24 protein-coding genes and 1 pseudogene are annotated in these 25,363 nt (G+C 68.4%); 11 read left to right on the forward strand and 14 right to left on the reverse strand.

The annotated features are described in order from the left end of the window. Positions 1-23: 23 nt before the first annotated feature. The 5 genes from ACGFZW_RS16485 to ACGFZW_RS16505 all read left to right on the forward strand — a co-directional run bounded on the left by ACGFZW_RS16485 (position 24) and on the right by ACGFZW_RS16505 (position 6,148). Positions 24-593 (forward strand): glycerol-3-phosphate responsive antiterminator, encoded by a 570-nt coding sequence (locus tag ACGFZW_RS16485; protein WP_393893811.1) that lies wholly within the window; start codon positions 24-26, stop codon positions 591-593. 289 nt (positions 594-882) lie between these two features. Further along, positions 883-2,190, forward strand: a complete 1,308-nt coding sequence (locus ACGFZW_RS16490) for a nitrate/nitrite transporter (protein WP_393893812.1) — start codon at positions 883-885, stop codon at positions 2,188-2,190. A 74-nt stretch (positions 2,191-2,264) separates the two neighbouring features. Then, complete coding sequence (locus ACGFZW_RS16495; RefSeq protein WP_393893813.1) at positions 2,265-3,041, forward strand: SDR family NAD(P)-dependent oxidoreductase; 777 nt, start codon at positions 2,265-2,267, stop codon at positions 3,039-3,041. A gap of 68 nt (positions 3,042-3,109) precedes the next feature. Further along, positions 3,110-4,573: an FAD-binding oxidoreductase gene (locus ACGFZW_RS16500; RefSeq protein ID WP_393893814.1), complete on the forward strand. Its 1,464-nt coding sequence runs from the start codon at positions 3,110-3,112 to the stop codon at positions 4,571-4,573. A gap of 141 nt (positions 4,574-4,714) precedes the next feature. Next, positions 4,715-6,148, forward strand: coding sequence for an FGGY-family carbohydrate kinase (locus ACGFZW_RS16505; protein ID WP_393893815.1), 1,434 nt, complete (start codon positions 4,715-4,717; stop codon positions 6,146-6,148). 111 nt (positions 6,149-6,259) lie between these two features. Here the strand turns inward: ACGFZW_RS16505 and ACGFZW_RS16510 are convergent, their stop codons facing one another. Both ACGFZW_RS16510 and ACGFZW_RS16515 read right to left on the reverse strand, forming a co-directional pair. After that, positions 6,260-6,994, reverse strand: a complete 735-nt coding sequence (locus ACGFZW_RS16510; protein ID WP_393894111.1) for an SDR family NAD(P)-dependent oxidoreductase — start codon at positions 6,992-6,994, stop codon at positions 6,260-6,262. Positions 6,995-7,502: 508 nt separating this feature from the next. Then, a complete protein-coding gene (locus ACGFZW_RS16515; RefSeq protein WP_393893816.1) occupies positions 7,503-8,126 on the reverse strand; it encodes a TetR/AcrR family transcriptional regulator in 624 nt (207 codons plus the stop codon). A 326-nt stretch (positions 8,127-8,452) separates the two neighbouring features. On the opposite strand from ACGFZW_RS16515, the gene ACGFZW_RS16520 reads away from it, so the two are divergent. The 3 genes from ACGFZW_RS16520 (at position 8,453) to ACGFZW_RS16530 (ending at position 12,889) form a co-directional block, all read left to right on the forward strand. Further along, entirely contained in the window at positions 8,453-9,766 is a 1,314-nt protein-coding gene (locus tag ACGFZW_RS16520; protein ID WP_393893817.1) for a UDP-glucose dehydrogenase family protein, read from the forward strand. A 58-nt stretch (positions 9,767-9,824) separates the two neighbouring features. Then, positions 9,825-11,042, forward strand: a complete 1,218-nt coding sequence (locus ACGFZW_RS16525; protein ID WP_393893818.1) for a glycosyltransferase — start codon at positions 9,825-9,827, stop codon at positions 11,040-11,042. A gap of 209 nt (positions 11,043-11,251) precedes the next feature. Beyond that, positions 11,252-12,889 (forward strand): MDR family MFS transporter, encoded by a 1,638-nt coding sequence (locus ACGFZW_RS16530; protein ID WP_393893819.1) that lies wholly within the window; start codon positions 11,252-11,254, stop codon positions 12,887-12,889. Between the two features lie 182 nt (positions 12,890-13,071). On the opposite strand, the gene ACGFZW_RS16535 is transcribed toward ACGFZW_RS16530, so the two are convergent. Both ACGFZW_RS16535 and ACGFZW_RS16540 read right to left on the reverse strand, forming a co-directional pair. Next, positions 13,072-13,338 carry a hypothetical protein gene (locus ACGFZW_RS16535; protein ID WP_393893820.1) on the reverse strand — a complete coding sequence of 89 codons (267 nt, stop codon included), beginning with the start codon at positions 13,336-13,338 and terminating at the stop codon, positions 13,072-13,074. A gap of 214 nt (positions 13,339-13,552) precedes the next feature. After that, positions 13,553-13,852, reverse strand: a complete 300-nt coding sequence (locus ACGFZW_RS16540) for a hypothetical protein (protein ID WP_393893821.1) — start codon at positions 13,850-13,852, stop codon at positions 13,553-13,555. 218 nt (positions 13,853-14,070) lie between these two features. On the opposite strand from ACGFZW_RS16540, the pseudogene ACGFZW_RS16545 reads away from it, so the two are divergent. After that, positions 14,071-14,686: pseudogene (locus ACGFZW_RS16545) on the forward strand (DUF1707 domain-containing protein). Positions 14,687-14,823: 137 nt separating this feature from the next. On the opposite strand, the gene ACGFZW_RS16550 reads toward ACGFZW_RS16545, so the two are convergent. From ACGFZW_RS16550 to ACGFZW_RS16575, 6 genes are all read right to left on the reverse strand, one after another. Further along, a complete protein-coding gene (locus ACGFZW_RS16550) occupies positions 14,824-15,057 on the reverse strand; it encodes a ferredoxin (protein WP_393893822.1) in 234 nt (77 codons plus the stop codon). Between the two features lie 4 nt (positions 15,058-15,061). Further along, positions 15,062-16,303, reverse strand: a complete 1,242-nt coding sequence (locus tag ACGFZW_RS16555) for a cytochrome P450 (RefSeq protein ID WP_393893823.1) — start codon at positions 16,301-16,303, stop codon at positions 15,062-15,064. 72 nt (positions 16,304-16,375) lie between these two features. Continuing rightward, positions 16,376-17,167 carry an ABC transporter permease gene (locus ACGFZW_RS16560; protein ID WP_393893824.1) on the reverse strand — a complete coding sequence of 264 codons (792 nt, stop codon included), beginning with the start codon at positions 17,165-17,167 and terminating at the stop codon, positions 16,376-16,378. Next, entirely contained in the window at positions 17,167-18,171 is a 1,005-nt protein-coding gene (locus ACGFZW_RS16565; RefSeq protein ID WP_393893825.1) for an ATP-binding cassette domain-containing protein, read from the reverse strand. Before ACGFZW_RS16565 ends, ACGFZW_RS16560 begins: the two co-directional genes overlap by 1 nt. A gap of 41 nt (positions 18,172-18,212) precedes the next feature. Next, positions 18,213-19,103, reverse strand: coding sequence for a DUF4097 domain-containing protein (locus ACGFZW_RS16570; protein WP_393893826.1), 891 nt, complete (start codon positions 19,101-19,103; stop codon positions 18,213-18,215). 113 nt (positions 19,104-19,216) lie between these two features. Continuing rightward, positions 19,217-19,747, reverse strand: a complete 531-nt coding sequence (locus ACGFZW_RS16575; protein ID WP_393893827.1) for a hypothetical protein — start codon at positions 19,745-19,747, stop codon at positions 19,217-19,219. A 343-nt stretch (positions 19,748-20,090) separates the two neighbouring features. Here ACGFZW_RS16575 and ACGFZW_RS16580 point away from each other — a divergent pair, with 343 nt between their 5' ends. Further along, on the forward strand, positions 20,091-20,717 hold the full coding sequence (locus ACGFZW_RS16580) for a GntR family transcriptional regulator (protein ID WP_393894112.1): 627 nt from the start codon (positions 20,091-20,093) through the stop codon (positions 20,715-20,717). 99 nt (positions 20,718-20,816) lie between these two features. On the opposite strand, the gene ACGFZW_RS16585 is transcribed toward ACGFZW_RS16580, so the two are convergent. The 3 genes from ACGFZW_RS16585 to ACGFZW_RS16595 all read right to left on the reverse strand — a co-directional run bounded on the left by ACGFZW_RS16585 (position 20,817) and on the right by ACGFZW_RS16595 (position 23,422). Beyond that, on the reverse strand, positions 20,817-21,170 hold the full coding sequence (locus tag ACGFZW_RS16585) for a cupin domain-containing protein (protein WP_393893828.1): 354 nt from the start codon (positions 21,168-21,170) through the stop codon (positions 20,817-20,819). Then, positions 21,167-21,970, reverse strand: coding sequence for a carbon-nitrogen hydrolase family protein (locus ACGFZW_RS16590; RefSeq protein ID WP_393893829.1), 804 nt, complete (start codon positions 21,968-21,970; stop codon positions 21,167-21,169). Before ACGFZW_RS16590 ends, ACGFZW_RS16585 begins: the two co-directional genes overlap by 4 nt. Before the next feature lie 93 nt (positions 21,971-22,063). Further along, complete coding sequence (locus ACGFZW_RS16595; protein WP_393893830.1) at positions 22,064-23,422, reverse strand: MFS transporter; 1,359 nt, start codon at positions 23,420-23,422, stop codon at positions 22,064-22,066. Positions 23,423-23,541: 119 nt separating this feature from the next. Here ACGFZW_RS16595 and ACGFZW_RS16600 point away from each other — a divergent pair, with 119 nt between their 5' ends. Further along, complete coding sequence (locus ACGFZW_RS16600) at positions 23,542-24,228, forward strand: DUF2848 domain-containing protein (RefSeq protein WP_393893831.1); 687 nt, start codon at positions 23,542-23,544, stop codon at positions 24,226-24,228. A gap of 442 nt (positions 24,229-24,670) precedes the next feature. On the opposite strand, the gene ACGFZW_RS16605 is transcribed toward ACGFZW_RS16600, so the two are convergent. Next, positions 24,671-24,949: a hypothetical protein gene (locus ACGFZW_RS16605; protein WP_393893832.1), complete on the reverse strand. Its 279-nt coding sequence runs from the start codon at positions 24,947-24,949 to the stop codon at positions 24,671-24,673. Positions 24,950-25,363: the final 414 nt, after the last annotated feature.

The raw sequence follows: 25,363 nt of genomic DNA on the forward strand, positions 1-25,363 counted from the left end.
CATCGCACTTCCCGGAGACCACCATGGACGCCACGTCACTGCCCTCGCTCCTGGAGGAGCACCCGGTCGTCGCCAGCGTGAAGGACGAGGAGGGCCTCGACGCCGTCCTGCGCTCGGAGTGCAAGATTGTCTTCCTGCTCCACGGGTCGGTGCTCGACCTTCCCTCGATCGTTCAGCGGCTGAAGGACGACGGCCGGATCGTCCTGGTGAACGTGGACCTCATCGAGGGCTTCGCGGGCAAAGAGGTCGTCGTGCGGTACGTCAAGGAGAAGACGGCCGCCGACGGCATCCTCAGCTCGAAGGCGTTCATGGTCCGTGCCGCCCGGGAGCTCGGCCTCTTCGCGGTGCACCGCTTCTTTCTCATCGACTCCCTCTCGTACCACAACCTCGCGGCGCAGGTACGGAAGTCGAACGCGGACTGCGTGGAGATCCTGCCCGGCTGTATGCCGCGGGTCATCTCCTGGGTCGTGGCCGACATCGACGTACCGCTCATCGCGGGTGGCCTCGTCTGCGACCGGGACGACGTGTTCGCGGCGCTGAAGGCAGGCGCCGCCGCCATCGCCTCGTCCAACAGGGAAGTCTGGAAGATGTGACGCGCGGCGCCGGGGGTTGACACCGGCGACACGGCCCATTTACTTTTGCGGGGCAGCCCTGGAGAAGGGCAGCGACAAACGAATATCGGCTTCCGGAGCAGCGGAGATTTTCCGTGCGCTTCGTGGCAGTTACTAGAGACCAGAGAACAGTAACTCCTCCCCTCGGAGGATTACTGTTCTTTTTTTGTGCCTTTTTTCGGGCACGTCCTCCTGCCCGGCTTTTCCACGACGAGGTGGTTAGCGTGACATCGAACCCCCAGGCCGCTCCTCCCGGTGAGCCGGTCGTCCGATGACCAGGTCACAGAGGTGGGTCAGCTTCCTGATCCTGTCGATGACCGGCGGCGTCATTTTTCAGGTCGCCTACATCCGGTTCGTTTTCCTCGGGCCGACCGCACGAGCTCTCGACCTTTCGGCGCAGGACTACGGAAACATCGTGTCGGTCTTCGGCATCGTCGCGATGGTGATGTATTTCTTCGGCGGTTGGTTCGCCGACAAATTCTCACCCAAGGCGCTGATTGTGGTCGCGCTGGCCGGTACGGGCGTCGCGGACCTGTACCTGGGTACCGTCCCCGGGTACTGGGGAACCCTGGCCGCGCATCTGCTGATGGCCGTCATGGGAATGGGCCTTTACTGGGCCGCTCTGGTGAAAGCCATCGGAATGCTGGGTGACTCCTCGGAACAGGGCCGCTTGTTCGGTTTCCTGGAGGGCGTGCGTGGTGTCACCTCAACGATCATCGGCTTCATCGGAACGGCCATCGTCGCCGCGTCCGTGGCCGAGGCGGCGGGTGTGCTGTGGCTGATCAGGATCTACGGCGTCCTCTGCTTCGTCTTCGCGGCGCTGGTGTGGCTGTTCGTGAAGGGCGACAAGGAGCGCCTGGCCGCCCTGGGATCGAGCACCGTCACCCTCAGGCAGCTGTGGCTCGCCGCGAAGAACAAGTACACGTGGCTGATCGGCGGCACGGTCATGCTGATGTACTGCTTCTACACGACCCTCGGCTACTTCTCCCCACTGCTGGAGAACCGGTACGGGATGGCGGCCGCGCTCATCGGCGTCATCGGCGTCGTACGCACCTACGTCTTCCAGTTCGTGGCCGGACCGGCCGGCGGAATGGTCGTCGACAAGGTCACCAAGTCCTCCCCCCGATTCCTGCGCTGGATGTTCGCCGGCAGCGCGGTCGTGGCCCTGGTCTTCCTCGTGCTGCCGCGCAGTTCAGCCTTCAAGTGGGTGGCGCTGGCGCTGATGTTCGCGCTGTGCCTGTGTGTGTTCGCCAGCCGCGGCGTGTATTGGGCACAGGTCGGCGAGGTCGAGGTGCCCGAGAACGAGCGGGGCGGCGTGATCGGGCTCGCCTCCGGGCTCGCGTACCTGCCCGACGCCTTCCTGCCGGCGCTGTGCGCCTGGTGGATCGGCGACCCGTCGGCCACACCCGTGGTGCCCGAGCACGGCGGCGGCTACAGCACCCTGTTCGCCTTCCTCCTCGCCATGGCGTTGCTCGGCCTGCTCCTCACCACCCTCACCGACCGAACACGGCGGCGCGAGCTGGCCGCACGCACTCACCACGCCACCCCGTCACCCGAGCCGGTGCCGTTGGGCTCCTGACGCACCTCACCCGTCCGCTCCGCAACGCCCCGTCCGGCCCACCTCGTAGCGCATCCAGAAAGAGCGAACTCCGCATGGACATCACCGAGTTCAACCTCGACTTCTTCTCCCTCGACGGCAAGAACGCCGTCGTCACCGGCGGCAACACCGGTCTCGGCCAGGCATTCTCGCTGGCCCTCGCCAAGGCGGGCGCGAACGTCTTCGTCCCGTCGGTCACCGCCGACGACGGCACCACACAGAAGCTGATCGAGGCCGAGGGGCGCCGCATGGAGTTCCTGGCGGCCGACCTGACCCGGCCGGGTGTGCCGCGGCAGATCGTCGAGGGCTGCGCCGAAGCCTTCGGCTCGGTCGACATCGTGGTGAACTCGGCCGGCATCTCGAAGCTGGCCGAGGTGGAGCAGTTCGGTCGCGCCGAGTGGGACCCGATGGTCAGCGTGAACCTCACGGCCCCCTTCGAGCTGAGCCACGAGGCGATCCGGTTCATGATTCCGCAGCGCTCCGGCAAGATCATCAACGTCGCGTCGATGTTCTCGTTCCTGGGCGGCCAGTGGTCGCCCGCGTACGCGGCCACCAAGCACGGCATCGCCGGCTTCACCAAGGCGTACTGCGATGAGCTCGCCCAGCACAACATCCAGGTCAACGCGATCGCCCCGGGCTACTTCGCCACGAAGATCACCGAGGCGACGCGGGCCGATCCGCAGACCAATCAGCGAGTGCTGGACCACATCCCGGCAGGCCGTTGGGGCGACGTGGCCGACCTGATGGGGGCCACCGTCTTTCTCGCCTCCCGCGCTTCGGACTACGTCAACGGCCACGTACTCCCCGTGGACGGGGGCTACCTGGTCCGCTGAGCCCGCCACCCGAACGCCAGCACATCCATCCAGTTACGCCCCCCCAGAACTCCACGAGGTAGATCCCGATGGCCCAGTCGCTCTCCAAGCTCACCCGCGAAGACATCGTCGCCCGTCTGACGGACGTGGTCCCCGCCGAGCGGGTGGTGACGGACGCGGAGCAGCTCAAGCATGCGAGCGTCGACCGGTTCAAGAAGTACCAGTCGGTGCACGACATCTTCGACGGCCCGCTCCCGGCCGCGATCGTCAACGCCCGTTCCACCGAGGAGATCGCGAAGGTCCTGGCCTTCGCCAACGAGCACCAGATCAACGTCGTCGCGCGCACCGGCCGGACCGGCACCGAGGGCGGCCTGGAGACGGCCGTCGAGGACACCCTCGTCCTGGACGGGTCCGGCCTCGACGAGATCATCAAGATCGACGCCGAGAACATGCAGGCCACCGTCCAGTGCGGTGTCCCGCTCCAGGTCCTTGAGGACGCACTGCGTGCACAGGGTCTGACCACCGGCCACTCGCCCCAGTCCAAGCCGCTTGCCCAGTACGGCGGTCTGGTCTCCACCCGTTCCATCGGCCAGTTCTCCACGCTCTACGGTGCGATCGAGGACATGGTCGTCGGCCTGGAGGCGGTCTTCCCCGACGGCACCGTCACACGCATCAAGAACGTGCCGCGCCGTGCGGCCGGCCCGGACATCCGGCACATCGTCATCGGCAACGAGGGCGCCCTGTGCTACATCACCGAGGTCACCGTCAAGATTTTCAAGTACCAGCCGGAGAATAACGAGTTCCACGGCTTTCTCGTGGACGACATCGCGACCGGCATCAAGGTCATCCGCGAGGTCGTCACCAACGGCTTCAAGCCTTCCGTCGTACGCGTCTACTCGCCCGAGGACGCCCGCCAGCACTTCGCGCACTTCTACGACGGCAAGGTCGTCGTGGTCTTCGTCGCCGAGGGCCCGCAGGGCATCGTGCGCGCCACCAGCGAGGAGATCGAGCGCGTCATCGGCCGGTACCCGCATGACAAGGTCGACCCGAAGCTCATCGAGAACTGGTTCGACAACCTCAACTGGGGCGTCGACAAGATCGAGGCCGAGAAGCAGGTCATGCTCGAGCAGGCCGAACTCGGCTACACCACCGAGGTCTCGGTCGACTGGTCGCGCACGGTCGAGCTGTACGAGAACGTCATCCGCCGCATCCGTACCGAGTTCCCCGCGGCCGACGACCTGGTGATGCTGGGCGCTCACTCCTCGCACAGCTACCAGACGGGAACCAACCTGTACTTCGTCTACGACTACAAGATCAACTGCGACCCGCGTGACGAGATCAACAAGTACCACATCCCGCTGAACGCGATCATCGTCGAGGAAGCGCTCAAGGCCGGCGGCTCGATGGTCCACCACCACGGCATCGGCAAGTACCGCGCGCCCTGGACGACGCAGGAGCACGGCAGCGCCTACCCGATTCTCGCCAAGCTCAAGGAGACCTTCGACCCCAACGGGATCATGAACAAGGGCACCATCTTCCCGACCGACGCCTGAACCCGGGCCCAAGCGCTCACCAACCCCCGTCGGCACGGCCCCGGTTGAGTTCTCGGCAACCGGGGCCCTGCCCGCGCCCCCTATCCTCCCTCCACCACCGTCCCGGACGCCGCCGTCCGGGCCCCGCACCCCGGAGTGGGCATGACCAGCACCCGTCCCCGCTACTTCATCGGCATCGACAACGGCTCCCAGTCCTCCAAGGTGACCGTTTTCGACGAACACGGCCATGCCGTCAGCGAGGGACGCGCCGATCTGCGCCCCTACGCCACCCCGCGCCCCGGCGTCGTGGAGCACCCGGACGACGACCTGTGGACGTCGATCGGCCGGGCGAGCCGGCAGGCGATGGAGGCGTTCACCGGGGACACGGCGGACATCATGGGCGTGGGCCTGTGCACCATCCGGTTCTGCCGAGCGGTGCTGAAGTCGGACGGCACCCTCGCCCAGCCCGTCATGAGCTGGATGGACGAGCGCGTGTCCATGCCGTACGCCCACACCGACCCCGACGCCGCGTATGTGACCACCTCATCCGGCTACATCAGCCACCGTCTGACCGGCAACTGCCGTGACACGGCGGCCAATTACGCGGGCTTGTGGCCCCTGGACCCCGACACCTGGCAATGGACGGACGACGACGCCGAACTGGCCAGGTCCGGAATTCCGCGGCGCATGCTCTTCGATCTCGTACTGCCCGGAGAGTCCCTGGGTCAGGTCACCGAAGCCGCCGCCGCCCACACCGGAATCCCGGCCGGCGTCCCCGTCATCGCCACCGCCAACGACAAGGCGGTCGAAGCACTCGGGTGTGGCCTGCGCACCCCCGAAACCCTCCTCGTTTCACTGGGCACCTACGTCGCGGGCATGGCCACCGGCCCGCGCAACATCCAGCACGCCGCCGACTTCTGGTCCAACTACGCCTCCACACCCCACGCGTACCTCTACGAGTCGCACGGCGTGCGCCGGGGCATGTGGACGGTCAGCTGGTACCGCGACCTGCTGGGCGAGGAGGCCATCGTCCACGCCCGGGAAGCGGGCCTCTCGGTCGAGGAGTACTTCAACACCGAGGCGGCGAAGGTCCCGCCGGGCTCCGACGGTCTCATGACAGTCCTCGACTGGCTCGCCCCCACGGAAGCCCCCTTCCGCAAAGGCACCATCCTTGGCTTCGACGGACGCCAGGGGCGCTTCCACATCTACCGCTCGATCCTCGAAGCGCTCGCCATGACCATCCACGACTCCGCCACCCGCATGGCAGGCGAGCTCGGCATCGAGTACCGCGAAGTGATCGTCTCGGGCGGGGGATCCCGCTCCGACCTCATGATGCAGATCCACGCCGACGTCTACGGCATCCCGACCCGTCGCGCGGAGGCCACCAGTGCGGCCGGCCTGGGCGCGGCGATCTGCGCCGCGGTAGGACTCGGCGTGTACCCCGACTTCGACCAGGCGCTGCAATCGATGGTCCGCCCCGGCAAGACCTTCCTGCCGGACCGGGCGAACCATTCCCTCTACCGGTGTATGGAGGAGGTATACCGGGACGTCCGCAGCCACACGGATGCGATCTACCGCCGTACGTACGATCGCTGACGGTGGCCGGCGGCCGGTCGTCGGTCGTCACGACTGCACCGCCGGGTGTAGGGGCGGGCCCGAGTCCACTCCTTCACCCGGCACCTCCGGTCGCCGGTTCCGAGGCAGCTGTCAGTTGGAGGTCAGTCCGCCGTCCACGGCCAGTGCCGTCCCTGTGGTGAACGAGGCGCGGTCGCTGCACAGCCACAGGGCGGCCTGGGCGATTTCGACTGGATCGGCCATGCGCTTTTGCATCTGGCGGCTGACGAAGACCTCCTCCAACTCAGGCCGCGCCTCGACAACGTGATTGATCATGTCGGTGCGCGTGGTGCCGACGACGAGTGTGTTGATGCGGATGTTGTGCGCGGCGTACTCGGCCGCGGCCGCCCTGGTCATGCCGAGCACCGCGTGCTTCGCTGCGACGTAGGGCACGGGTGCCCCGGTGGCCACCATGGCCGCGGTGCTGGACGTGTTGACGACCGCGCCGGCGCCCGCTTCGAGCATTACGGGGATCTGGGAGCGCAGACAGTTCCAGGTGCCGCGTACGTTGACGTCGATCATGCGGTCGAAGAGGGCCTGGTCGAGCTCGTGCATCGGAGACAAGTCCTCTCCGACGAAGCCCGCGTTGTTGAACGCCGCGTCCAGGGCGCCGAAATGCTCAAGTGTCGCGGCCACGGCGCGTTGCACGTCCTCAGCGACCGAGACGTCCCCCGAACTTATCGCCGCCCGGCCGCCCGAATCGTTGATTTCCTGGGCGAGTTGCTCCAGCACGTCCCCTCGGCGGGCCATCAGCAGGACCGCCGCTCCCTCGGCGGCGAACAGACGAGCAGCCGCCTCACCGATCCCGCTCGACGCACCCGTGATCATCACGGCCTTACCGGCCAGCATTCCATTCGTTTCGGTCATGCTGTGAGTAAAGCTCCAAAGTGCCCTGATCGCACCCTCAATGATCATGAGATTCTCCGCGGTGGAGGCGAACCCCTACGACACGAAAGCGGAACTCCGCGACCCGCATCGAGGAGCTCATGCCTGCGGCTGATGGCCCCGGGCCCGCAAGTCCGTGTGGTTGCCAAGAACCTGACGGCCAACCTGCTGCCACCTCGATGCTGCGTCGCGCACTGAGCGGCGCCACACAGGGAAGTGGCTACGCCGCGACGGCCACGCGCAGGCATCACCCTCCCCGCCGTAGGAGGAGGCGCCATACGCGACGCCCGGCGCGCGCGAAACCGGATCACGCGTTGGACCGGGGGCATCCATGGAGAGGTGTGCCACCCGGTCTGCGGCTGACCCACATGAGCGCCGTGCCCCCGCTCCGCGTACCCATCGTTTTTGAGTCAGTCCCCGGGGGCCGGGCCGTCCGGTAACGCCGCCGAGGTCAGTCGGTCCCGCAGGGCGGGGTGCCGCAGCAGTTCTCCCTTCCGCGGGGGGATGGGGCGACGCCGAGCAGCGGGGTGATGCCCGCGTGCAGATGCTCGCGCAGCGTGTCCTCGGAAGCGGCATCGAGGGCGGGAGTGCGGAACGCTTTGCACAGCAGGCTGGTCCCGAGCAGCCATGCGGCCAGCAACTCCGCCCGCACCTGCGCGTCGGGCCCCTTCAGCCGTGCCGCGAAGCGCTCTGTGAACACCTCGGTGACCTCGTCACGGAAGCGATCGACCGCCTCCCCACGACTCGACGAACGCAGGACGGACAGCACAGGGTGCGGAACGTCGTCGTCCTTGGGGGAGTGGGTGACAAAGTTGCAGATCCAGGCCGGAACGTCCTCCAGAGGAATCTCCAGCAGCGGGTCGAACAGCGCGATGTTGGTGGACACCAGCCGGAACAAGGCGTCCTTGGAGCCGAAGTAGCGGTAGACGAGCGCGGCGTCCACGCCGGCGTCCCGGGCGATGTCCCGAACACTGGCGCCGTCGTACCCGTACCTGCCGAACCGCACAGCCGCTGCCTCCAGGAGGGCGGATCGTGTGCCGGCCGCGCTGCTCTCGCGGGCTCGTGGGGGATGCATGACGGTCTCTTCCCGATCTGTTGACGCGTTCACCTGTCGTACCTCTGCTCGGTTGTGGTCCAACGGCTCATGGTCCTGCGTACGGACGCTGTCCGGAAGTCATCGTTCGTTGTCATCGATCGTTGACCGACTCTCGGACCGGTGCCTTATGTTCGGTGAAAGCGGGCGGCCATTCGAATGGTCACTCGTGTGATCCTCGGTCCGGACGACCGCGTCGGGCCGAAACCGTCGACGCCGGGGCAGCTCTTTCGCCACGACGCCACCAGCATCGGGGACCGACGCCCGCCGGCCCCGCAGGACCCCCACCGCAGGAATGGTGATCTCCAGTGCCCGCACGACGCATCGCCGTCATCGGAACCGGCTATGTCGGACTGACCACCGGCGCCTGTCTGGCGTCCCTCGGCCACCACGTCGTATGTGCGGACTCCGACCCGCACAAGGTCGGCCGGCTCCGGCTGGCCCAGGTCGACATTCTGGAACCCGGTCTGCCCGAACTCGTCGCGGAGGGACTGGACTCGGGAAGGCTGCGCTTCGTCCAGGACACCGCGAGAGCGGTCGCGGACGCGGACACCGTCTTCCTGTGCCTGCCGACCCCCATGGGAGCCGGAGGCGCGGCGGACCTTGCCGCCGTGGAGTCCGTCGCCGCCGAGATCCACGCGGTCCTGCCGCGCGGCTGCGCAGTGGTGAACAAGTCCACGGTGCCCGTCGGCACTGCCGAGCGCGTCGCGAAGCTGCTCGGCCGTCCGGACACGACCGTCGTCAGCAACCCCGAGTTCCTTCGTGAGGGCCGCGCCGTTCACGACTTCCTGCACCCCGACCGCATCGTGGTCGGTGCGGACGACCCGGACGCCGCCCAGCGTGTCGCGGCGCTCTACGCGGCGCTCGACTCACCGGTGGTCCTCACCGACACCGCGAGCGCGGAACTCACCAAGTACGCGGCAAACTTCTTCCTGGCCATGAAGCTGTCCTTCGCCAACAACCTGGCCACCTTGTGCGAGCGCTTCGATGCCGACATCGAAGCAGTCACTGTCGGCATCGGCCATGACCCCCGCATCGGCGGTGCGTTCCTCCAGCCAGGACCCGGCTGGGGTGGCTCCTGCCTGCCCAAGGACACCCACGCGCTGCTGACCGTCTGCGATCAGGCGGGCGTGGAATTCCCCCTGCTGCGGGCCACCATCGAGACCAACGTCGAGCACCAGCGGCACCTCGTCGAGCGGGTCGCTGCGGGCTGCGCCGGTCCGGACGGGTCGCTGCGCGGCGTGCGCCTCGCCCTGTTGGGGCTCGCGTTCAAGGCGGGCACCTCCGATCTGCGCGACTCCCCGGCTCTGGCCATTGCCCGTCAACTCCGCGCAAAAGGCGCCGAGTTGTACGCGTATGACCCGGCCCTCATCGAGACCCGGCCGGATCTCAGCGACCTGCTCACACTCGTCGACGACCCGGCCGATGCCGCTGCGGGGGCGGCCGGATGCGTCGTACTGACCGAGTGGCCCCAGTTCCACGACCTGGACTGGAACGCCATCGCCCGCCGACTGCACGGCCCCGTCGTCTACGACTTCCGAAACCTCCTCGACCCCGGCCGGCTCGCGGCCGCCGGTCTGGCCTGGCAGGGCATCGGCCGCACACTCACCATGGCCGGCTGACCCGTACCCAGCGCTGCGACACCTCTCCTGCTACGAGACTGAAGAGAAAGGCCCCTTCATGCGGGTTCTGTGCACCACCCTCGGCAGCCCTTCTCACGGGCGCGCGCAACTGCCCGTTCTCCGGGCGCTGGCCTCCGCCGGCCATGATGTCCTTGTCGCGACCACTCCGAGTCTTGCAGCGGTGTTCCAGCACGACGACGTCCGCGTCGTCCGCTGCTTGCCGGACTTCACTCCCAGCACCTTCGGGCCTGCCATGGCCGAGCTCACCGAGCGCACCGACCTCGACGACGAGCAGCGTCAGCAGCTGATGATGCGTCTGATGGCCGAGACTATATCCGGCCCGTTCGCGAGGAAGCTGCTGGAACTCCTCCTCCCCGTGGCCGAGGATTTCCGCCCCGACCTCGTACTGCGGGACGGAATGGACCTCGCCACCGTGCTGATGGCCGAGAAGCTCGGCATTCCCCAACTGCCGACCCCGTCCGGCGCCAGCAACACCGTCGACCCCGGTCACACCGTTGAGGGCCTGAACAGGCTGCGCGGGGAACTCTCCCTGCCCACCGTCGACGACCCCCTTGCCATCGCCGCGCACGGACGCATCGACTACGTACCCCCGGCCTACTCCTACGCCCACTACCTGCCCGGCTCGCTGGCTTACCGGCAGACGGTCAACGTGGACCGTACCTCCGTCCTGCCTCAGTGGGTGGCCGAGTTGCCCACCGACCGACCCCTGGTATTCGCCGCGATGGGCACCGCACTTCCCGAGATGCACAAGCGGATGGGGGACGCCGGCCAGGCGGCCAAGATGCCCGCCCACGCTCCCGATCCGACCGAGACGCTGAAGACGATCACCGAAGCCGCGGCCGTGCTCGACGAGTGCACCGTCCTCGTCGCGACCGCCGGAATGCCGGTCGACGACAGCGCCCTGCCCCCGCACGTCCACCTCACCGAAAGGCTCCCGCAGCCCATCCTGTTGGAAGCCGTCGACCTCTTCCTCACCCATGGGGGCTTCAACAGTGTGCGCGAGGCGCTGCGTACGGCCACCCCGACGGCCGTACTGCCACAGTTCGGCGATCAGTTCCTGAACGCGCGCCGCACCCAGGAGCTGGGCCTCGGCCGGGAGATCACCGACCGTTCCCCCGAGGGCATCGCCACCGTGTGCCGCGACGTGCTCGCCGACACCGCCGTTCACGCGCGGGTGCGCCGGGCGCGGCTGGCGATGCTTGCCCTTCCCGAGGTCGAGAGCGCCGTCACCGATCTGGAGAAGCTGGCGGGCTGACCGACGCCCTCCGACGAGCGGGCCGGACGTCACGTAACCGCGTCCGGCCCGCGGGAGGTCGCGGGTCCGGCCCTCCGTACTTCGACCGGGCCCTGCGCCGCCCATGACTCAACACCGCGATCAGGCGGCGGTGGTAAGCACTGCCGCCGCCCGTTGCACCGGCCCCGGACGATCCAGCGTTCCCGCCCCGGAAACCCCAAGGAACCCACGTGACATCATCCGACGCGCTCGCACGCGAGCCCGCGGACACCCCACCCGCCGAATCCGGCCACGCGGCCCGGCTCACGCACCGGCAGATCACCGTGGTGCTGTCCGGCCTGATGCTCGGCATGTTCCTCGGTGCGCTCGACCAGACCGTGGTCTCCTCGGCGCTCCGCACCATCGCCGACGACCTGCACGGTCTGACCGCGCAGGCCTGGGTGACCACCGCGTACCTGGTCACCGGCACGATCGCCACACCGCTGTACGGCAAGCTGTCCGACATCTTCGGGCGCCGCATCATCTACCTCGTCGCGATCCTCCTCTTCGCGGCGGGGTCGCTGCTGTGCGGCTTCGCCGGATCCATCCACCAGCTGGCCGCCTTCCGGGCGGTGCAGGGGCTGGGCGGCGGCGGTCTGATGTCACTGGCCATGACGATCATCGCCGACATCACCTCTCCTCGTGAACGCGGCCGCTATCAGGGCTGGTTCATGGCCGTATTCGCCGGATCCAGCATCGTGGGCCCTTTGATCGGCGGGGTGTTCGCCGGCCACGACACGCTCCTGGGCATCGACGGCTGGCGGTGGATCTTCCTGGTCAACGTGCCCATGGCGGCCGTCGCCCTCACCGTCATCATGCGGGTGCTGCGCCGCGTGCCGCACCAACCCGTGCGGCGCCGCCTCGACTACGGCGGTGCCGTCGCGCTCACCATCGGCGTCGTACCGCTGCTGACCGTCGCCGAACAGGGCCGCAGCTGGGGCTGGACCTCGCCGTCCGCGCTGACCATGTACGCCGTCGGCGCTGTCGGACTCATCGCGTTCCTCCTGGTCGAGCGCCGGATGGGGGAGGCCGCACTGCTGCCGCTGCGGTTGTTCCGCACCCGCTCGTTCCGGCTCGGCACAGTGCTTCACTTCATCGTCGGCATCGGCATGTTCGGCACCATGACGACGCTGCCGCTCTATCTCCAACTCGTGCAGGGGATGAGCCCCATGACCGCGGGGCTCGCCATGCTGCCCACCATGGCGGCGAACGTCGCGGTCACCCTGGTCGTGGGCCGCCTCATATCCCGTACCGGGAATTTCAAGGTCCATCTGGTGACCGGCGTCGTCTGCATCACGGTCGCCATGCTGGCGTATGCCACTCTGCGCGCCGACAGTCCCCTGTGGCATGTCTCGATCGGCATGCTCTTCATGGGCGCGGGGCTCGGCGCGTCGATGCAGACCATGACCACATTGGCCCAGTCGGAGATCCCCGGCCGCGACATGGGTGCCGCCACCGCCTCGGTCAACTTCTTCCGATCCAACGGCGGGACCGTCGGCGCCGCCGCCTTCCTCTCCATCCTCTTCTCCCTCGCCGGCTCACGCATCAGCGATCGCCTGGCCACCTTGTTCCAACAACCGCAGCTTCGCGCTCTCGCGGAACAGCCGCACAACGCCGCTGCGTTGAGGGGAGTGTTGGGCCCGAACGACACCGTGAACCTGGAGGACTCGGCGTTCCTCCACTCCCTCGACGCCCGTCTCGCGCAGCCCTTCCTGGAGGGCTATGTCAGCGCCATGCAGGTCGTCTTCCTCGCCGGCGCGGCCGTCACCCTGGTCGCCGTCGTGATCGCTGCCTGGCGCGTCCCGAACCTCAAGCTCTCGGACGACTGAACTCCAGCAGTCCGTCAGCGGCGGACACCAGCAGGGGCGGGTTCGGCTGCTGCACGGAGAATCTTCGACAAGCTCCGGGGCACCAGGTCGCCCCGCGTGGCGCCCGCCCCTTGCCGTCGGCGACCAGGTGCGTCTTGGACGTCAACCCGCCACGGGAGCGGCCGGTCGCGTGATCAGCGGGTTCATCTCCGAACCTCTTGTAGTTCGACCGTGCCCCCTGTGTCCCTGAGCAGGGTCGCGCCGTGCTGGTGGACAGGCACGATCGTGGAGCCGATCGACGCGATCCAGTCGACGTCGCCGCCCTGGTGAGCCATCACCTGGACCTGCTCGAGGACGCGCGCCCAGACCCCGACCTGCGACCAGCGGTCGAAGTTCTTGTAGATCGTGTTCCAGTCCCCGAACCGCTCGGGAACTGGAACACGCCACGCACCGCGGTGCGAAACCGCCACGCTGTCGCCTCGACCACCATGCGTCGGTCTACCGGCGGACGGCCCGTACCCTTCACAGCGGGAAACAGAGGCCCGAGCACGACCCACGTCTCATCAGAGATCACGTCACGCGACACAAGCACAAGACTGCGCCCGACGACTTCGAAGACCCTCCAGCAACAAGCTCCGAGCCTGACCGACTCGTTGCCCGCGCACACCACGAAGCGTCTACTGGTCAGACGGGATCGGTGAACGAGATCGGCTTGCCGGTGGCGTGGGCATACGCGATCTCCCTGTTCGTGGACTCGCCGATATACCCGCCGGGGTTGACGACCAGAATCCGGTCAGCCAGGTCGATCTTGCGCAGGTGGAGGGCGTCCAGCACGGTCTTCTGCTCGTTGGTGATCAAGTCGTCTGCTTCGCCTGGCGCGACGACGATGACACCTGCGAAGGTCAGATCGCGGTTCGCCGCACGCATCTCGTCCACGAACCGGGTAGAGCCGCAGATGCAGACAATCTCAGGTCGGTCGGGCACGGCTCACTCCTTCGGTCGAACGGGAAACCGTCAGTCTGCACGTTGACATCACGGACAGGCACACGAGCCAACAGTTTGCGCAGCGAGATGGACACCACGCGGCTGCACCGTCGCAGGCGGGAGGCGTGGCCCGTCTGGGAAGGGCGCTGCTCGACGGCGAAGTCCGGGGTGCACCCGGCTCACCAGCTTCCTTGAGCAACACGGCCGAGAGTGCATCGGTGACCTCTCTGCCGGAAGACCCGACGCGACTGGTCAGAGAAGACGACCGGGACACGGCCGTGCAGCGCCTGCAGGACGCGTACGCCGAAGGGCAGATCGCGCACGAGGAGTTGGACGAACGCCTCCACCAAGCGCTCACCGCCAGGACGCACAGCGAACTCGGGTCGACTCCGGTCTCGCTCCCGGGGGAGTGCGGGCACCACGTCCACGATTGCCGTCGCAGGCGGACGTTTCCGGCGGCGCGGCGTATGGCGGGTGCCTAGGATCCTCAAGGCCGAGTCCGCGTTCGGGAGGGTGCACTTGGACCTGTCCCGGGCGGTCATCGAGCATTCGGTGGTCGACATCGAGTTGCAACTGGGCACCGGCAGGGCCAAGATCACGGTGCCTCGTGACGCGATGGTCGACACTGAGGATCTGCGCACCGGGTGGAAGGACTCGCTCCACAAGACCCGGCGAGCCTCCCACCCCGGCGGTCCGAGGATCAGAATCACCGGAACCATGGGGTTTGGACGATTGAAGATCCGCCACGCTCGGCGTCGAGGTCCGTCCAGCACCGGCATCATCTGTCCGGCCCTTCATCGTCCTGCTCGACTGCGAGTGCACCGGCCCGCTTGAGTCGCCGGGTTGTCACGCCCGACGCGACTGCCTGCTGAGCCCGAGGGCTGCGGCGGCGTGACGGGCAGGTCCGCACGCGCGAGAGCCCCCACCGGTTGCGCGGTGTGGGGTTCTCGGCCCAGGAAGTGTCACGGTCGCTACGAGCTCGTGGAGTCCGGGGAGTTGAGGGCGATGGCTCTGGCGGGACAGAGGTCGGCGGCCATCCGGGCGGCGGTCCGGTGCTCGGGGGCCGGCGCGGGGTGCAGGAGCACCACCAGGCCTTCCTCGTCGTCCTGGTCGAAGACCGCGGGGGCCGTCAGGGCGCACATGCCGGCGCCGACGCAGACGTCACGGTCGACACCGATACGCAGCGGCTCTCGTGGGTCGCTCATGGTGCTACTCCTTGTCCCAGGTGACGGGCAGGCTCACCACACCGTAGATGTTGGTGCGGTCGCGCAGTGGCACTTCCCGCGGTGGCACCGCGAGTCGCAGGGTGGGGAAGCGGGCGAAGAGGGCCGGGAACGCGACGGCCATCTCGACGCGGGCGAGCTGCTGACCCAGGCACTGGTGGGCACCGTGGCCGAAGGCCATGTGACCGGTGGCCTTGCGGTGGATGTCGAGCCGGTCGGGGTCAGGGAACTTGTGCGGGTCGCGGTTGGCGGCCTGCACGGAAATGGTCACCGTCTCGCCCGCCCTGATGAGTTGGCCCTCCACCTCGATGTCCTCCAGGGCCGATCGCAGCAGCGGGTCGGCCACGCTGAGGTAGCGCAGCAGCTCTTCCACGGTCTGCCCGGCGAGCTCTGGGTCGGCGCGCAGGGCGTCCAGTTGGTCGGGGTTGCTGAGCAGGGCGAAGGTGCCGAGGGCAAGCATGTTCGCGGTGGTGTCGAGCCCGGCGGCGAGCAGCAGCCCGCCGATTCCGGCAAGCTCCTCGTCGGTGAGGTCGGAGGCGGTCAGATCGCTGAGCAGGTCGTCGGTGGGCTCGGCGCGCTTGGCGAGGACCAGGTCGCCCACGTACTGGAGTAGCGCCGCATAGGCCGCACCCTTCGCTTCCACATCCGCCGTCTGGTCGAAGAGGGTCGCCACCTGGCTCTGGAACCGCTCCCGGTCGGCGTACGGCACGCCCAGCAGCTCGCAGATCATGAGCGCGGGCACGGGCTGCGCGAACGCCTGCACCAGGTCGACCGTGGGCCCCGCCTGCTCCATGGCGTCCAGGCACTCGATGGTGAACTGCTCGACCCGAACGGCGAGTTGACGCATTCGGTGGACGGTGAACTTCCCCGTGAGCAGGCGCCGGTAGCGGGTGTGCTCGGGGGCGTCGAGGCCGATGATGTCGCCGATCGGCGCCGGCGCAATTTCCCCCGATACGCCCTCCATCGGAGTCGGCAGATGCAGGAGTTCGTAGCGTGAGCTGATGCGGGGGTCTGCCAGGACCGCGCGCGCCGCGGCATGCCCGGTGACAAGCCAGCCTATGTGCCCGTCGGCGTAGCGCATGCGACGCAGCGGCCTGTCGCTCAAGGCGGTGAGTTCGGCGGGCGGGTCGAAGGGGCAGCCGGTGCGACGCTCTGTGGGCAGGGTGGGTGGTTCATCGGCGGTGGTGTCGCCGGCGGTGGCGCCGACGGCCGTCGGGTCGTACGACATGGGTTCCTCCTGCGGTCTTGGGGCGAGGTGTAGCTGGTGTGCATCGGTGAAGTGGCTTGAGAGGAACGGCGATTAACGCTTGACGCCGGCCTTGAAGGTGCGGCGCGCCCATACGTAACCGACCAGGGAGAGCGCCACGCACCAGGTGAGGCCGATGACCGCGCTGGAGCCGATCTCGGTGCCGAGCCACAGCCCGCGCAGGGTTTCGATGATCGGGGTGAAGGGCTGGTACTCGGCGAACCAGCGCAGGCCGGTGGGCATGGACTCCGTCGGCACGATGGCGCTGCCGACGAACGGCAGGAACGTCAGCGGCATCGGGATGTTGCTGGCGGTCTCCACATTCTTGGCGATCAGGCCGATGCCCGCGGAGAGCCAGGTGAGCGCGAGCGTGAGCAGGGCGAGCAGGCCGATGGCGGCGATCCACTCGACGGGCGTCGCATTGGGGCGAAAGCCCATCAGAAGGGCGATGCCGATGACGAGGGTGATGCTGGTCATCGTCTGGATCACGCTTCCGACGACATGGCCGGTCAGGAACGAGGCCCGGGAGATCGGCATCGTACGGAAGCGGTTGACGATGCCCTCGGTCTTGTCGACGCACACGCTGATCGCGGTGGTCAGGGCGCCGGAGGTGGCGGCCATCAGGATGATGCCAGGTGCCAGGTAGTCGATGTAGTTGCCGCTGCCGGTGGGCGATCCGCTGATGCCGGTGCCCAGGGCGCTGCCGAAGACGTAGTTGAACAGCAGCAGCATCACCACGGGCATCGCGACGACGGTGACCGTCAGGGACGGATAGCGCAGCGCCTTCTTGAGGTTGCGCCGCAGCATCGTTCTGGAGTCTCTGGCGGCGTAGGACATGGTGGCCATCAGGCGCTCTCCTCGGTCGATGCGACGGTTTCGGCGGGGCGGGGCTGACCGGTGAGGGCCAGGAAGACGTCGTCGAGGTCGGGGGTGTGCACGGTGAGTGACTCGGCCTGGACGGCGGTGGACTCCAGGGTGTCGAGAACGGCCCGCAGGCTGGGGACGGAGCCGTCGCTGGGGATCTGCAGGGTGAGGGAGTCCTCGTCGCGCGTGGCGATGCCGAAGATTCCCGCAGCGGCGTCCAGGCGCCGGGCGTCTGCGAACCGCACTCGGATGTGGCCGCCGGGGATGCGCTGCTTCAGCTCGTCGGCGGTGCCCTCGGCGATCAGCCTGCCGTGGTCCAACACGGCGATGCGGTCGGCGAGTTGGTCGGCCTCTTCGAGGTATTGGGTGGTCAGGAAGATGGTCACGCCGTCATCGGCGACCAGACCGCGGATGATCTCCCACATGGTGCGCCGGCTGCGCGGGTCGAGCCCTGTGGTGGGCTCGTCGAGGAAGATGATCCGCGGGTCGCCGACCAGGGTCATCGCCAGGTCCAGCTTGCGCCGCATGCCACCGGAGAAGGTGACCGCGGTCTTGCCCGCCACCTCGGACAGGTCGAAGCGGCGCAGGAGGTCCTTGGCCCGGCGCTTGCCCTCGCGGCGGTCGAGGTGGTGCAGATCCGCCATGAGGAGCAGGTTCTCCTCTGCGGTCAGCAGATTGTCGACGGCCGAGAACTGGCCGGTGACGCCGATCGCGGAGCGCACCGCGTCGGCGTCCCGGGTCAGATGGCCGCCCGCGACCCATGCATCGCCCGCGTCGGCGTCGATGAGCGTGGAGAGGATCTCGACCGTGGTGGTCTTGCCGGCGCCGTTCGGCCCGAGCAGAGCGAAGACGGTGCCTTCTGCGATGCTGAGGTCGATGCCGTCGAGCACGAGCTTGTCGCCGTAGGACTTGCGCAGTCCGGTGGCAGTGATCGCCGATGCGGATCTGTTCGCGGCGGTTGGCGCGGATGCCTGGGTGAGCGTCATGTCGCTTCCTTTCGCGGGTGGGTGGTTGGGGGCACGAGCGGTCAGGCGCGGCGGATGATGATGTCGCCGACCGCGGTCCGCGCGTGCACCTCGACGGTCTCGTCGGAGTCCGCGGGCCCGGCGGAGGAGCCGAGGGCATTGCGTACCGTGCCGTACTTGGTGTTCACGTCGAGCCAGGCCGCGGTGCCCTCGTGGATGCCCACTTCGAGGTCGCCGACGGAGGTGCGCAGATCGATACGGCCGCGGGTCACGTCGCCGACGCGGATCCGGCCGTTGGAGGACATCGCGTCGACCCCGGCGTGGGCGACGGCGACCTCGATGCGGCCGTTGGCGGACTTGGCGCCGACGTTGCTGTGCGCGATGCCCACGGAGATGTCGCCGTTGGCAGCGTTGGTCTTCAGGCCGCCGGTGACCTCACCGATCTCGGTCGCGCCGTTGCCGTTCTTGACGGTGGCCGCGCCGGCGACCGTGCCGATCTCGATCCGGCCCGAGCCGATGACCTCGACGTCCCCGGTTGCACGGGCCAGGCGGATGTCGCCGTGGTCGGTCTTGAGGTCGGCGCCCGCCGCCTCGTCCACCTGGAGGTCGCCGAGCGAGGTCTTGAGCGTGACCTCCCCGAGGCGTCCCTCGCAGAAGAAGCCGCCCACGGCCGAGGTGCCCCGGACATCCGATCCGGCGGGCAGTTCGACGCTCACCTCGATGGCGCCGGGCTTGCCGAACAGGGACCGCTTCTTGGGCGTCTTGACGGTGAGCCGCCCGCCCGTGCAGGTGACCTGCGTCTGCTGCACGGCGCGTACGTCGTTGTCGTCGGACCCGCTGCGCGGCAGCACCTCCACGACGGTGTCGGTGCGCTTGCCCGCGGTGATGCGGGCGGTGCCGACCTCCAACTCGAAGGTGACGGAGATGGGTTCGGGGGTCTCGAAAGTAGGCATGGCTGTCCCGTCCTCTTGGCTTGATGGGTTGATCCCGCCGGTGAGGCGGGTGATGAGGTACGTCGGCCGGATCGGCGATCCGCCGGTGAAAGTGGTGGCCGGGGCCGGAGGCTCTAGCGAACCCAGCCGGTGAAGCCCCGACTGCTCGAGGTGCTACCGCGGCCCGGCGTGCTTGCGTGCTCTCCGCCGTCAAGGGCGGTGGACACGGCCCGCACCAGCCAGGCGTTGACCGAAAGGCCCTCCGCAGCCGCGGCGTTCTCGGCGCGGCCCTTGAGGTGGGCGGGGAGACGGAAGTTGATCCGCGCCATGGCGCCGTCGTCGGCGTCCGCGGGCGGCGGTGGCGGCGCGGGTGCGGCGGGGGCCGCGACCGGCGACTGCGTCTCCTGGAACGGCTCGGGTGCGGGCGGCGGCGTCACCACGAACTCGGGGTCGAGCCCGCGTAGCCGGACGTCGACCGAACCGGGCGCGAGTTCCCGGGTGACCTCGCCCATGGCTGCGGAGAGCGCGTTGAGCAAGGTGAGCCGGGTGGCGGACTCCAGGGGGGCGGTGAGCCGCTCGGCCAGGGCGCGGGCGTCTTCACCGCCGGCGTCCGCCGCGACCGCGAGTTCTTGCCTGAGGTTGTCGACGTAGGGCGTGAGGTCCATGACGCCATCATGGCACATCGATGGCGCCATGGCGAGCCAAGTTGGCGTTTTTTTGGCACACGGGCCTCCGGCCTGGGGTTTCTTGCCGTAATGGCGTGGCGTGGCGCCGTTCAGGTGGGAGATATGGCTTGCGATGACGCCATGGTGACGCCGTGGTGGTGCCACTTGGGTGCGGAGCCTGGCGCCACCTGGGCGCCCTGGCGCGGTTGGGGCCGCGACGCGCTGTGCTCGTTCTCGTCGCGCGCATCGGGCCAGGGCCATTCCCGAACCACCGTCAACCACTCCTGCGTTCGCTCGCCTCGTGGTAACTTCCGTATACAAGGTGTATGCGATGGGGGTAGTGGTGGCGTCCGGTCGGGAGAAGGCGTACGGGTACCTCAAGGAAACGGTGCTGACGGACCCGGCGATGCAGGGGGAGTTCCTCTCCGAGCAGGAGATCGCCGATCGGATCGGGGTCTCGCGCACCCCGATCCGGGAGGCGCTGCTGCTGCTGGCCGCGGAGGACCTGGTGGAGCTGGTGCCCAAGCGCGGGGCGCGGGTGGCGCCTCTGTCGGGCCGGGAGATCACGGAGCTCATGGAGCTGCGCGGGATCGTCGAACGGTTCGCGGCGGAACAGGTCCTGACCTCAGGACGGGCCCCGGTGCGAGAGCTCGCCGAGCTGCTGGACCGGCAGGTCGGACTGAGCGGCCCCGATCAGGCCAAAGAATTCATCGCGGTGGACCACCTCTTCCACTCGACGCTGGTGTCGGCCGTGGGCAACGCGCTGCTCGACCGGCACTACGAGGGTCTGCGCAGTCGGCAGGTCCGAGCCGGTGTGGTCGCGCTGTACAACCAGCAGGGCCGCCAGGAGGCGGTGCTCCACGAGCATCAGGCGATCCTGGACGCGCTGACAGCTGGTGACGCGGCAGCCGCGTGTCTGGCGATCGACAACCACCTGGGGTCCACGCTGAAGGTTCTGCTCACCGGTTAGCGGCTCGCCGGGTGACGAAGGTGGTAGCAGTGAAAAGGGGCGGGCCGGTGCGGCCCGCCCCTCATGGTTCACCCGGTCACTGTTGGTCCGGGGCGCCGTTCATCGCGGCGCGCTCTCCGGATAGGTGATCACCAGCATGGTGACGCCCTCCGCCGCGGTCCACGGGCCGTGCGGCATTCCCGGCGGGCGGCACGCATACGCACCCCGGACAAAGGTCTCGTCGAGGGTCAGGTCGTGCAGGGCCCCTTCGAGGATGTACACCTCCTCCCAGAACTCGTGCCGTGCGATGCCCTGTCCGGAGGTATCGGTGCCCGGCTCCCAGCGCTGGAGGACCGTGCGGCGCTCTCCGCTCGCGTCCTCGGCCAGTACGCGCTCGGCCACCCCGGGCGCGGCGCCCTCCGGCGCCGCCCACGGCCCGGTGGGAAGGTGGAACTCCAGCTCCGGCTTGCTCATCCCGGCAACTCCGAACGGCGGTTGGCGAGCACCGAGATCTTCTCCCGGACCGCCGCCACTTCGTCCACGTCCACGTCGGCCACGAGAAGCCCCGGCTCCGCGTCGAGACGATGCCGCACGGTCCCGTCCGGGCCCACCACTCTGCTGTGTCCGATCCCGGTGGGCGCGGCCCCACGGACCTCGGCTCCCGAGGCGGCGGGGTCTGCCTGGTCGACGGCCGCGACCCACACCGTCGCGTCCAGGGCCCGGGCCCGCACCAGCAGCTCCCACTGATCGAGCTTGCCCGGACCGGCGCCCCAGGAGGCCGCCAGCAGTGTGGCCACCGCCCCCGCGTCGGCATGGGCCCGGAACAGCTCGGGGAAGCGGACGTCGTAGCAGGTGGCGAGGCCGAGCCGTACGCCGTCAACGTCGATGGTGACGGTCCGCGATCCCGCGGCGACGGTCTCGGACTCGGCGTAGCCGAAGGCGTCGTAGAGGTGGATCTTGTCGTACGCGGCCTCGATGCCGTGACCCGTCGCCAGCAGGGTGTTGGTGACGCGGCGGCCGGGGGCGGGGGTGAACATGCCCGCCACCACGACGACGCCCGCCGAATCGGCGATGTTTCGCACCGCGTCTGCCCAGGGGCCGTCCAAGGGCTCGGCGACATCGGTCAAGGGGCTTCCGAAGCACGCCATGGACGCCTCGGGGAACACCACGACGCGGGCGCCGGCTTCCGCGGCACGCGACGTCCACTCCTCGATGAGGCGGAGGTTCTTCTCGGGGTCGGATCCGGTGGACAGCTGGCTCAGCGCGATACGCACGCGGTACGGCCTTTCTGTGTCGAAGTTCGTGTTCCGGAGAATCTGTCGGATTTTTGCGGCGGGCCTTCGGCGCCGCGGCTCATGTGGAAGGCGCTACAGAGTCTGAACGGCGGGTTCGTGTCGCTGAGCGGCGGCGAGCCGCGCGTCCTCCTTCTCCGCCTGGGCGGAGTCCCTGCCCAGACAGAGACCACCGATGGTCACCGCCGCTGTGACCGCGATGTAGAGCGCCAGCGGTACCCAGCTGTCATAGGAGCTCAGGAGGGCGGTGAACAGGAGCGGAGCGATCGCGCCGCCGAGCAGTCCGGCCAGTGTGTAGGCGAGGGACGAGCCCGTGTAGCGCAGCTGGGGCGAGAACTGCTCGGCGACGAAGGCCGCCTGCGGGCCGTACATGAAGGAGTGGATGGCCAGGCCCACGATCACGCCGAACACGAGCAGGAACCAGCTGCCGCCGTCGATCATCAGGAAGAACATGAAGGGCCACGCGCCTGCGGCCACGGCCGAACCGCCGTACAGCAGACGCCTGTTGACCCTGTCGGATACGGCGCCGGCCAGCGGGATGAGGAAGATCTGGAGCGTGGAGCCGACGAGGACGGCGGTCAGTGCGGAGCCGCGCGACATGCCCAGTTTGTCGGTGGCGTAGGTGAGCACGAAGACGGTGAACATCGCGTACAGCACGTCGGGGGCCACCCGGCACAGGATCGCGGCGACCAGGGCGCGTGGCTGGGTCGTGAAGACCTCGCGGATCGGCGCCTGGGGCCGGGACTGCTCGGCTTCCATGGCCTTGAAGACCGGCGTCTCCTCCAGCTTCACGCGGATCCACAGGCCGAATCCGACCAGCACCCCGGACAGCAGGAACGCCACCCGCCAGCCCCAGGACAGGAACTCGTCCTCGGTCAGCAGTACCCCGAGCGCGGCCAGCACGCCGTTCGCCAGGAGGTTGCCGGCAGGGGGGCCGACCTGGGCGGCGGAGGCGTAGAAGCCGCGGCGGCGCGGGTCGCCGAACTCGCTCGACAGCAGGACCGCCCCGCCCCACTCGCCGCCGACCCCGACGCCCTGGGCGAAGCGCAGCACGACCAGGGCGATCGAAGAGGCGATACCCACCGTGCCGTACGCCGGAAGGAGCCCGATGAGGAAGGTGGCCGCACCGATGAGGACCAGGGTGGCGATGAGGACCTTCTTGCGGCCCATCACATCGCCGAGTCGGCCGAAGACGAAGCCGCCGAGCGGGCGTGAGACGTAGCCGACGGCGTAGGTGGAGAAGGCCAGCAGGGTGCCGGTCAGAGGGTCCTGCGAGGGGAAGAAGAGATCACCGAAAACCAGCGCCGCGGCTGCGGAGTAGACGGCGAAGTCGTACCACTCCAGCGCGGTTCCGGTGAGGCTGGCGAAGAAGGCCCGACGCATGCCGGAGCGGCCGGGGAGAGCTCCGTTGTCGTCCTGCTGGGTGTGTCGCATACGTCCCAATCCTTGCATCGAGTGGACATCGACCTTTCGGCATACTTCTTGTATACAGGTCGTATGCGCAAGCCCTGCGCCGAAAATATTCGCTTCGAAACCGCCCCCAAGGAGCTCCCGTGGCTGTGCTGACCTTCGAACTGCCTGATGGCACCACCCGCGATGTCGATGTCCAGCGGGTGTTGAACGCCGGCTACGCCGGGCGCAGCCAGGGCGACGTCGCCGCGCACGTCGCTGAGCTCGCCGAGCTCGGTGTACCCGCGCCGTCCGTGACCCCGGCCCTCTACCCCGTCTCGCCCTATTTGGCCCAGCAGACGGACCGCGTTGCCGCGCAGCACGCCCGCACGTCGGGCGAGGCCGAGTGGGCCCTGGTCGTGGCCGCGGATGGCGAACTGCTCCTGACGGCGGCCTGCGACCACACCGACCGCGACCTGGAGGTCCACGGCGTGGCCTGGAGCAAGAACGCGGGCCCGGATGTGCTGGCCCGGCGCGCATGGCGCCTGGCCGACGTCGAGCATCGCCTCGACGAGCTCACCCTGCGGGCCTGGGTCAACCACGGCGGCAAGGAGAGTGAGATCCAGCACGGCACACTGGCCGAGCTGCTCACTCCCGGTTACTGGGCCGAGGTGCTTCGTTCCCGCGGCGACCTCGTCCCCGGCACGGTCCTCATCTCCGGGACCATCCCCATGGCCGGTCACGTGGACCAGTTCGCCGACGGCTGGCGCGTGGAGCTGGGCGATCCGGCCACCGGGGATGTCATCCGGCTCGGCTACGAGGTGGTGCCCATGCCCGAGCCGATCGGCTGACTCCTGCCGTGCCACCTGACTCCGCGGCGTGCGGCGCAGTCCGGCGAACGGCCTTTCTTGCGGCCCTCGGTCTGAGGCGAATGCTTGAGGGCCGCCCCATACGCATGGAGCGGCCCTCATCTCCTGTGTGCAACCACTGGTGCTTCCCCGGAGACGGAGCCCAGGAACAGGAGATCGGGGCCCCCGATCTCGGCCCGGAGGATTACCGGAATCAGGAGTCCTGAAAAATGAAACTACCGAATGGTTTTCATACAGGCGGTAACGACAGGCCGTAACGTCCAATGGTGTTCCTGGACGTCACCCATGGTCCGCAGTGTTCTGGCGGCGCCGCTGCTCGTGTCCGCGCCCGCAGTAGGTGCTCTTCCGGGGCGGCGCACCCTTCTACGTCCGCGGCGATGCCGCGAGCCACAGGTGCGACTCGCGGGCTGCGCCGGTCGGGTTCTCAGAACGGAGGCGCGCCGACTCCCGAGATGGGGAGGAAGCCCGTTCCGAGGTCGGCCGACGGCAAGAGGTCGAACTTGGCCTCGTTTCCGTTGGTCAGTCGGATGAGAAGCTCGCCCGCTTCATTGATGGGGAGCAGATCGTCCTGCGGGTCGGCGTGCAGAACGCCGCCCCAGTGCTGTTCTGCCGCTGTGCCCTGGACGCTCAGCACGGCGTCGGTGCCCGTGACCACCACACCGTCGACGAGAACCTCGGCCCTGGCTGTGTAGAACCCTGCCATGTCGCCAGTGTCCCCCCGACCTGCCGTTCGGCGCCTGTTGGGACTGTCGCGCCGCAAGCCCACACTCTCTTCCCGGGCCGGGAGTGGGGCGCCTTGGACCGCAGGCGGAGGCGGAAGACAGTGGTGGAACGGCGCCGGCTCGCCGCTCCGTCCCCGCATCGGCCTGAATGGGCCACTTGGGGGAGGCGGTCTTCGCCGGCCAGGTCGGAGGGCGAGAGTTGGATTGATGCGACGACCAGGCGCGATGGTCGGTTCTGGCTGCTCTTCCGTGACGACAACGCCCTGATGGTGAGCTCGGCCAGGCACCTCGAAAATGACTCTCCGTCTGCGCCGCGTCACCGGCTTCGGGGTGAGCTGTCACTTTGTGTTAGCATCACATGTTCGATAGCCGTGACGGCTGGCGCTTCTGCCCGT

This window comes from Streptomyces sp. NPDC048248, assembly GCF_043201875.1.
In the GTDB taxonomy this organism is placed as follows: domain Bacteria; phylum Actinomycetota; class Actinomycetes; order Streptomycetales; family Streptomycetaceae; genus Streptomyces.

Coding starts and splice junctions, on each gene's coding strand:
- ACGFZW_RS16495 (WP_393893813.1), top strand. CDS start 2,265: ATGGACATCACCGAGTTCAACCTCGACTTCTTCTCCCTCGACGGCAAG.
- ACGFZW_RS16510 (WP_393894111.1), bottom strand. CDS start 6,994: ATGATCACGGGTGCGTCGAGCGGGATCGGTGAGGCGGCTGCTCGTCTG.
- ACGFZW_RS16505 (WP_393893815.1), top strand. CDS start 4,715: ATGACCAGCACCCGTCCCCGCTACTTCATCGGCATCGACAACGGCTCC.
- ACGFZW_RS16605 (WP_393893832.1), bottom strand. CDS start 24,949: ATGGCAGGGTTCTACACAGCCAGGGCCGAGGTTCTCGTCGACGGTGTG.
- ACGFZW_RS16585 (WP_393893828.1), bottom strand. CDS start 21,170: ATGAGCAAGCCGGAGCTGGAGTTCCACCTTCCCACCGGGCCGTGGGCG.
- ACGFZW_RS16575 (WP_393893827.1), bottom strand. CDS start 19,747: ATGGACCTCACGCCCTACGTCGACAACCTCAGGCAAGAACTCGCGGTC.
- ACGFZW_RS16525 (WP_393893818.1), top strand. CDS start 9,825: ATGCGGGTTCTGTGCACCACCCTCGGCAGCCCTTCTCACGGGCGCGCG.
- ACGFZW_RS16595 (WP_393893830.1), bottom strand. CDS start 23,422: ATGCGACACACCCAGCAGGACGACAACGGAGCTCTCCCCGGCCGCTCC.
- ACGFZW_RS16490 (WP_393893812.1), top strand. CDS start 883: ATGACCAGGTCACAGAGGTGGGTCAGCTTCCTGATCCTGTCGATGACC.
- ACGFZW_RS16550 (WP_393893822.1), bottom strand. CDS start 15,057: ATGAGCGACCCACGAGAGCCGCTGCGTATCGGTGTCGACCGTGACGTC.
- ACGFZW_RS16565 (WP_393893825.1), bottom strand. CDS start 18,171: ATGACGCTCACCCAGGCATCCGCGCCAACCGCCGCGAACAGATCCGCA.
- ACGFZW_RS16555 (WP_393893823.1), bottom strand. CDS start 16,303: ATGTCGTACGACCCGACGGCCGTCGGCGCCACCGCCGGCGACACCACC.
- ACGFZW_RS16515 (WP_393893816.1), bottom strand. CDS start 8,126: ATGCATCCCCCACGAGCCCGCGAGAGCAGCGCGGCCGGCACACGATCC.
- ACGFZW_RS16500 (WP_393893814.1), top strand. CDS start 3,110: ATGGCCCAGTCGCTCTCCAAGCTCACCCGCGAAGACATCGTCGCCCGT.
- ACGFZW_RS16560 (WP_393893824.1), bottom strand. CDS start 17,167: ATGGCCACCATGTCCTACGCCGCCAGAGACTCCAGAACGATGCTGCGG.
- ACGFZW_RS16570 (WP_393893826.1), bottom strand. CDS start 19,103: ATGCCTACTTTCGAGACCCCCGAACCCATCTCCGTCACCTTCGAGTTG.
- ACGFZW_RS16485 (WP_393893811.1), top strand. CDS start 24: ATGGACGCCACGTCACTGCCCTCGCTCCTGGAGGAGCACCCGGTCGTC.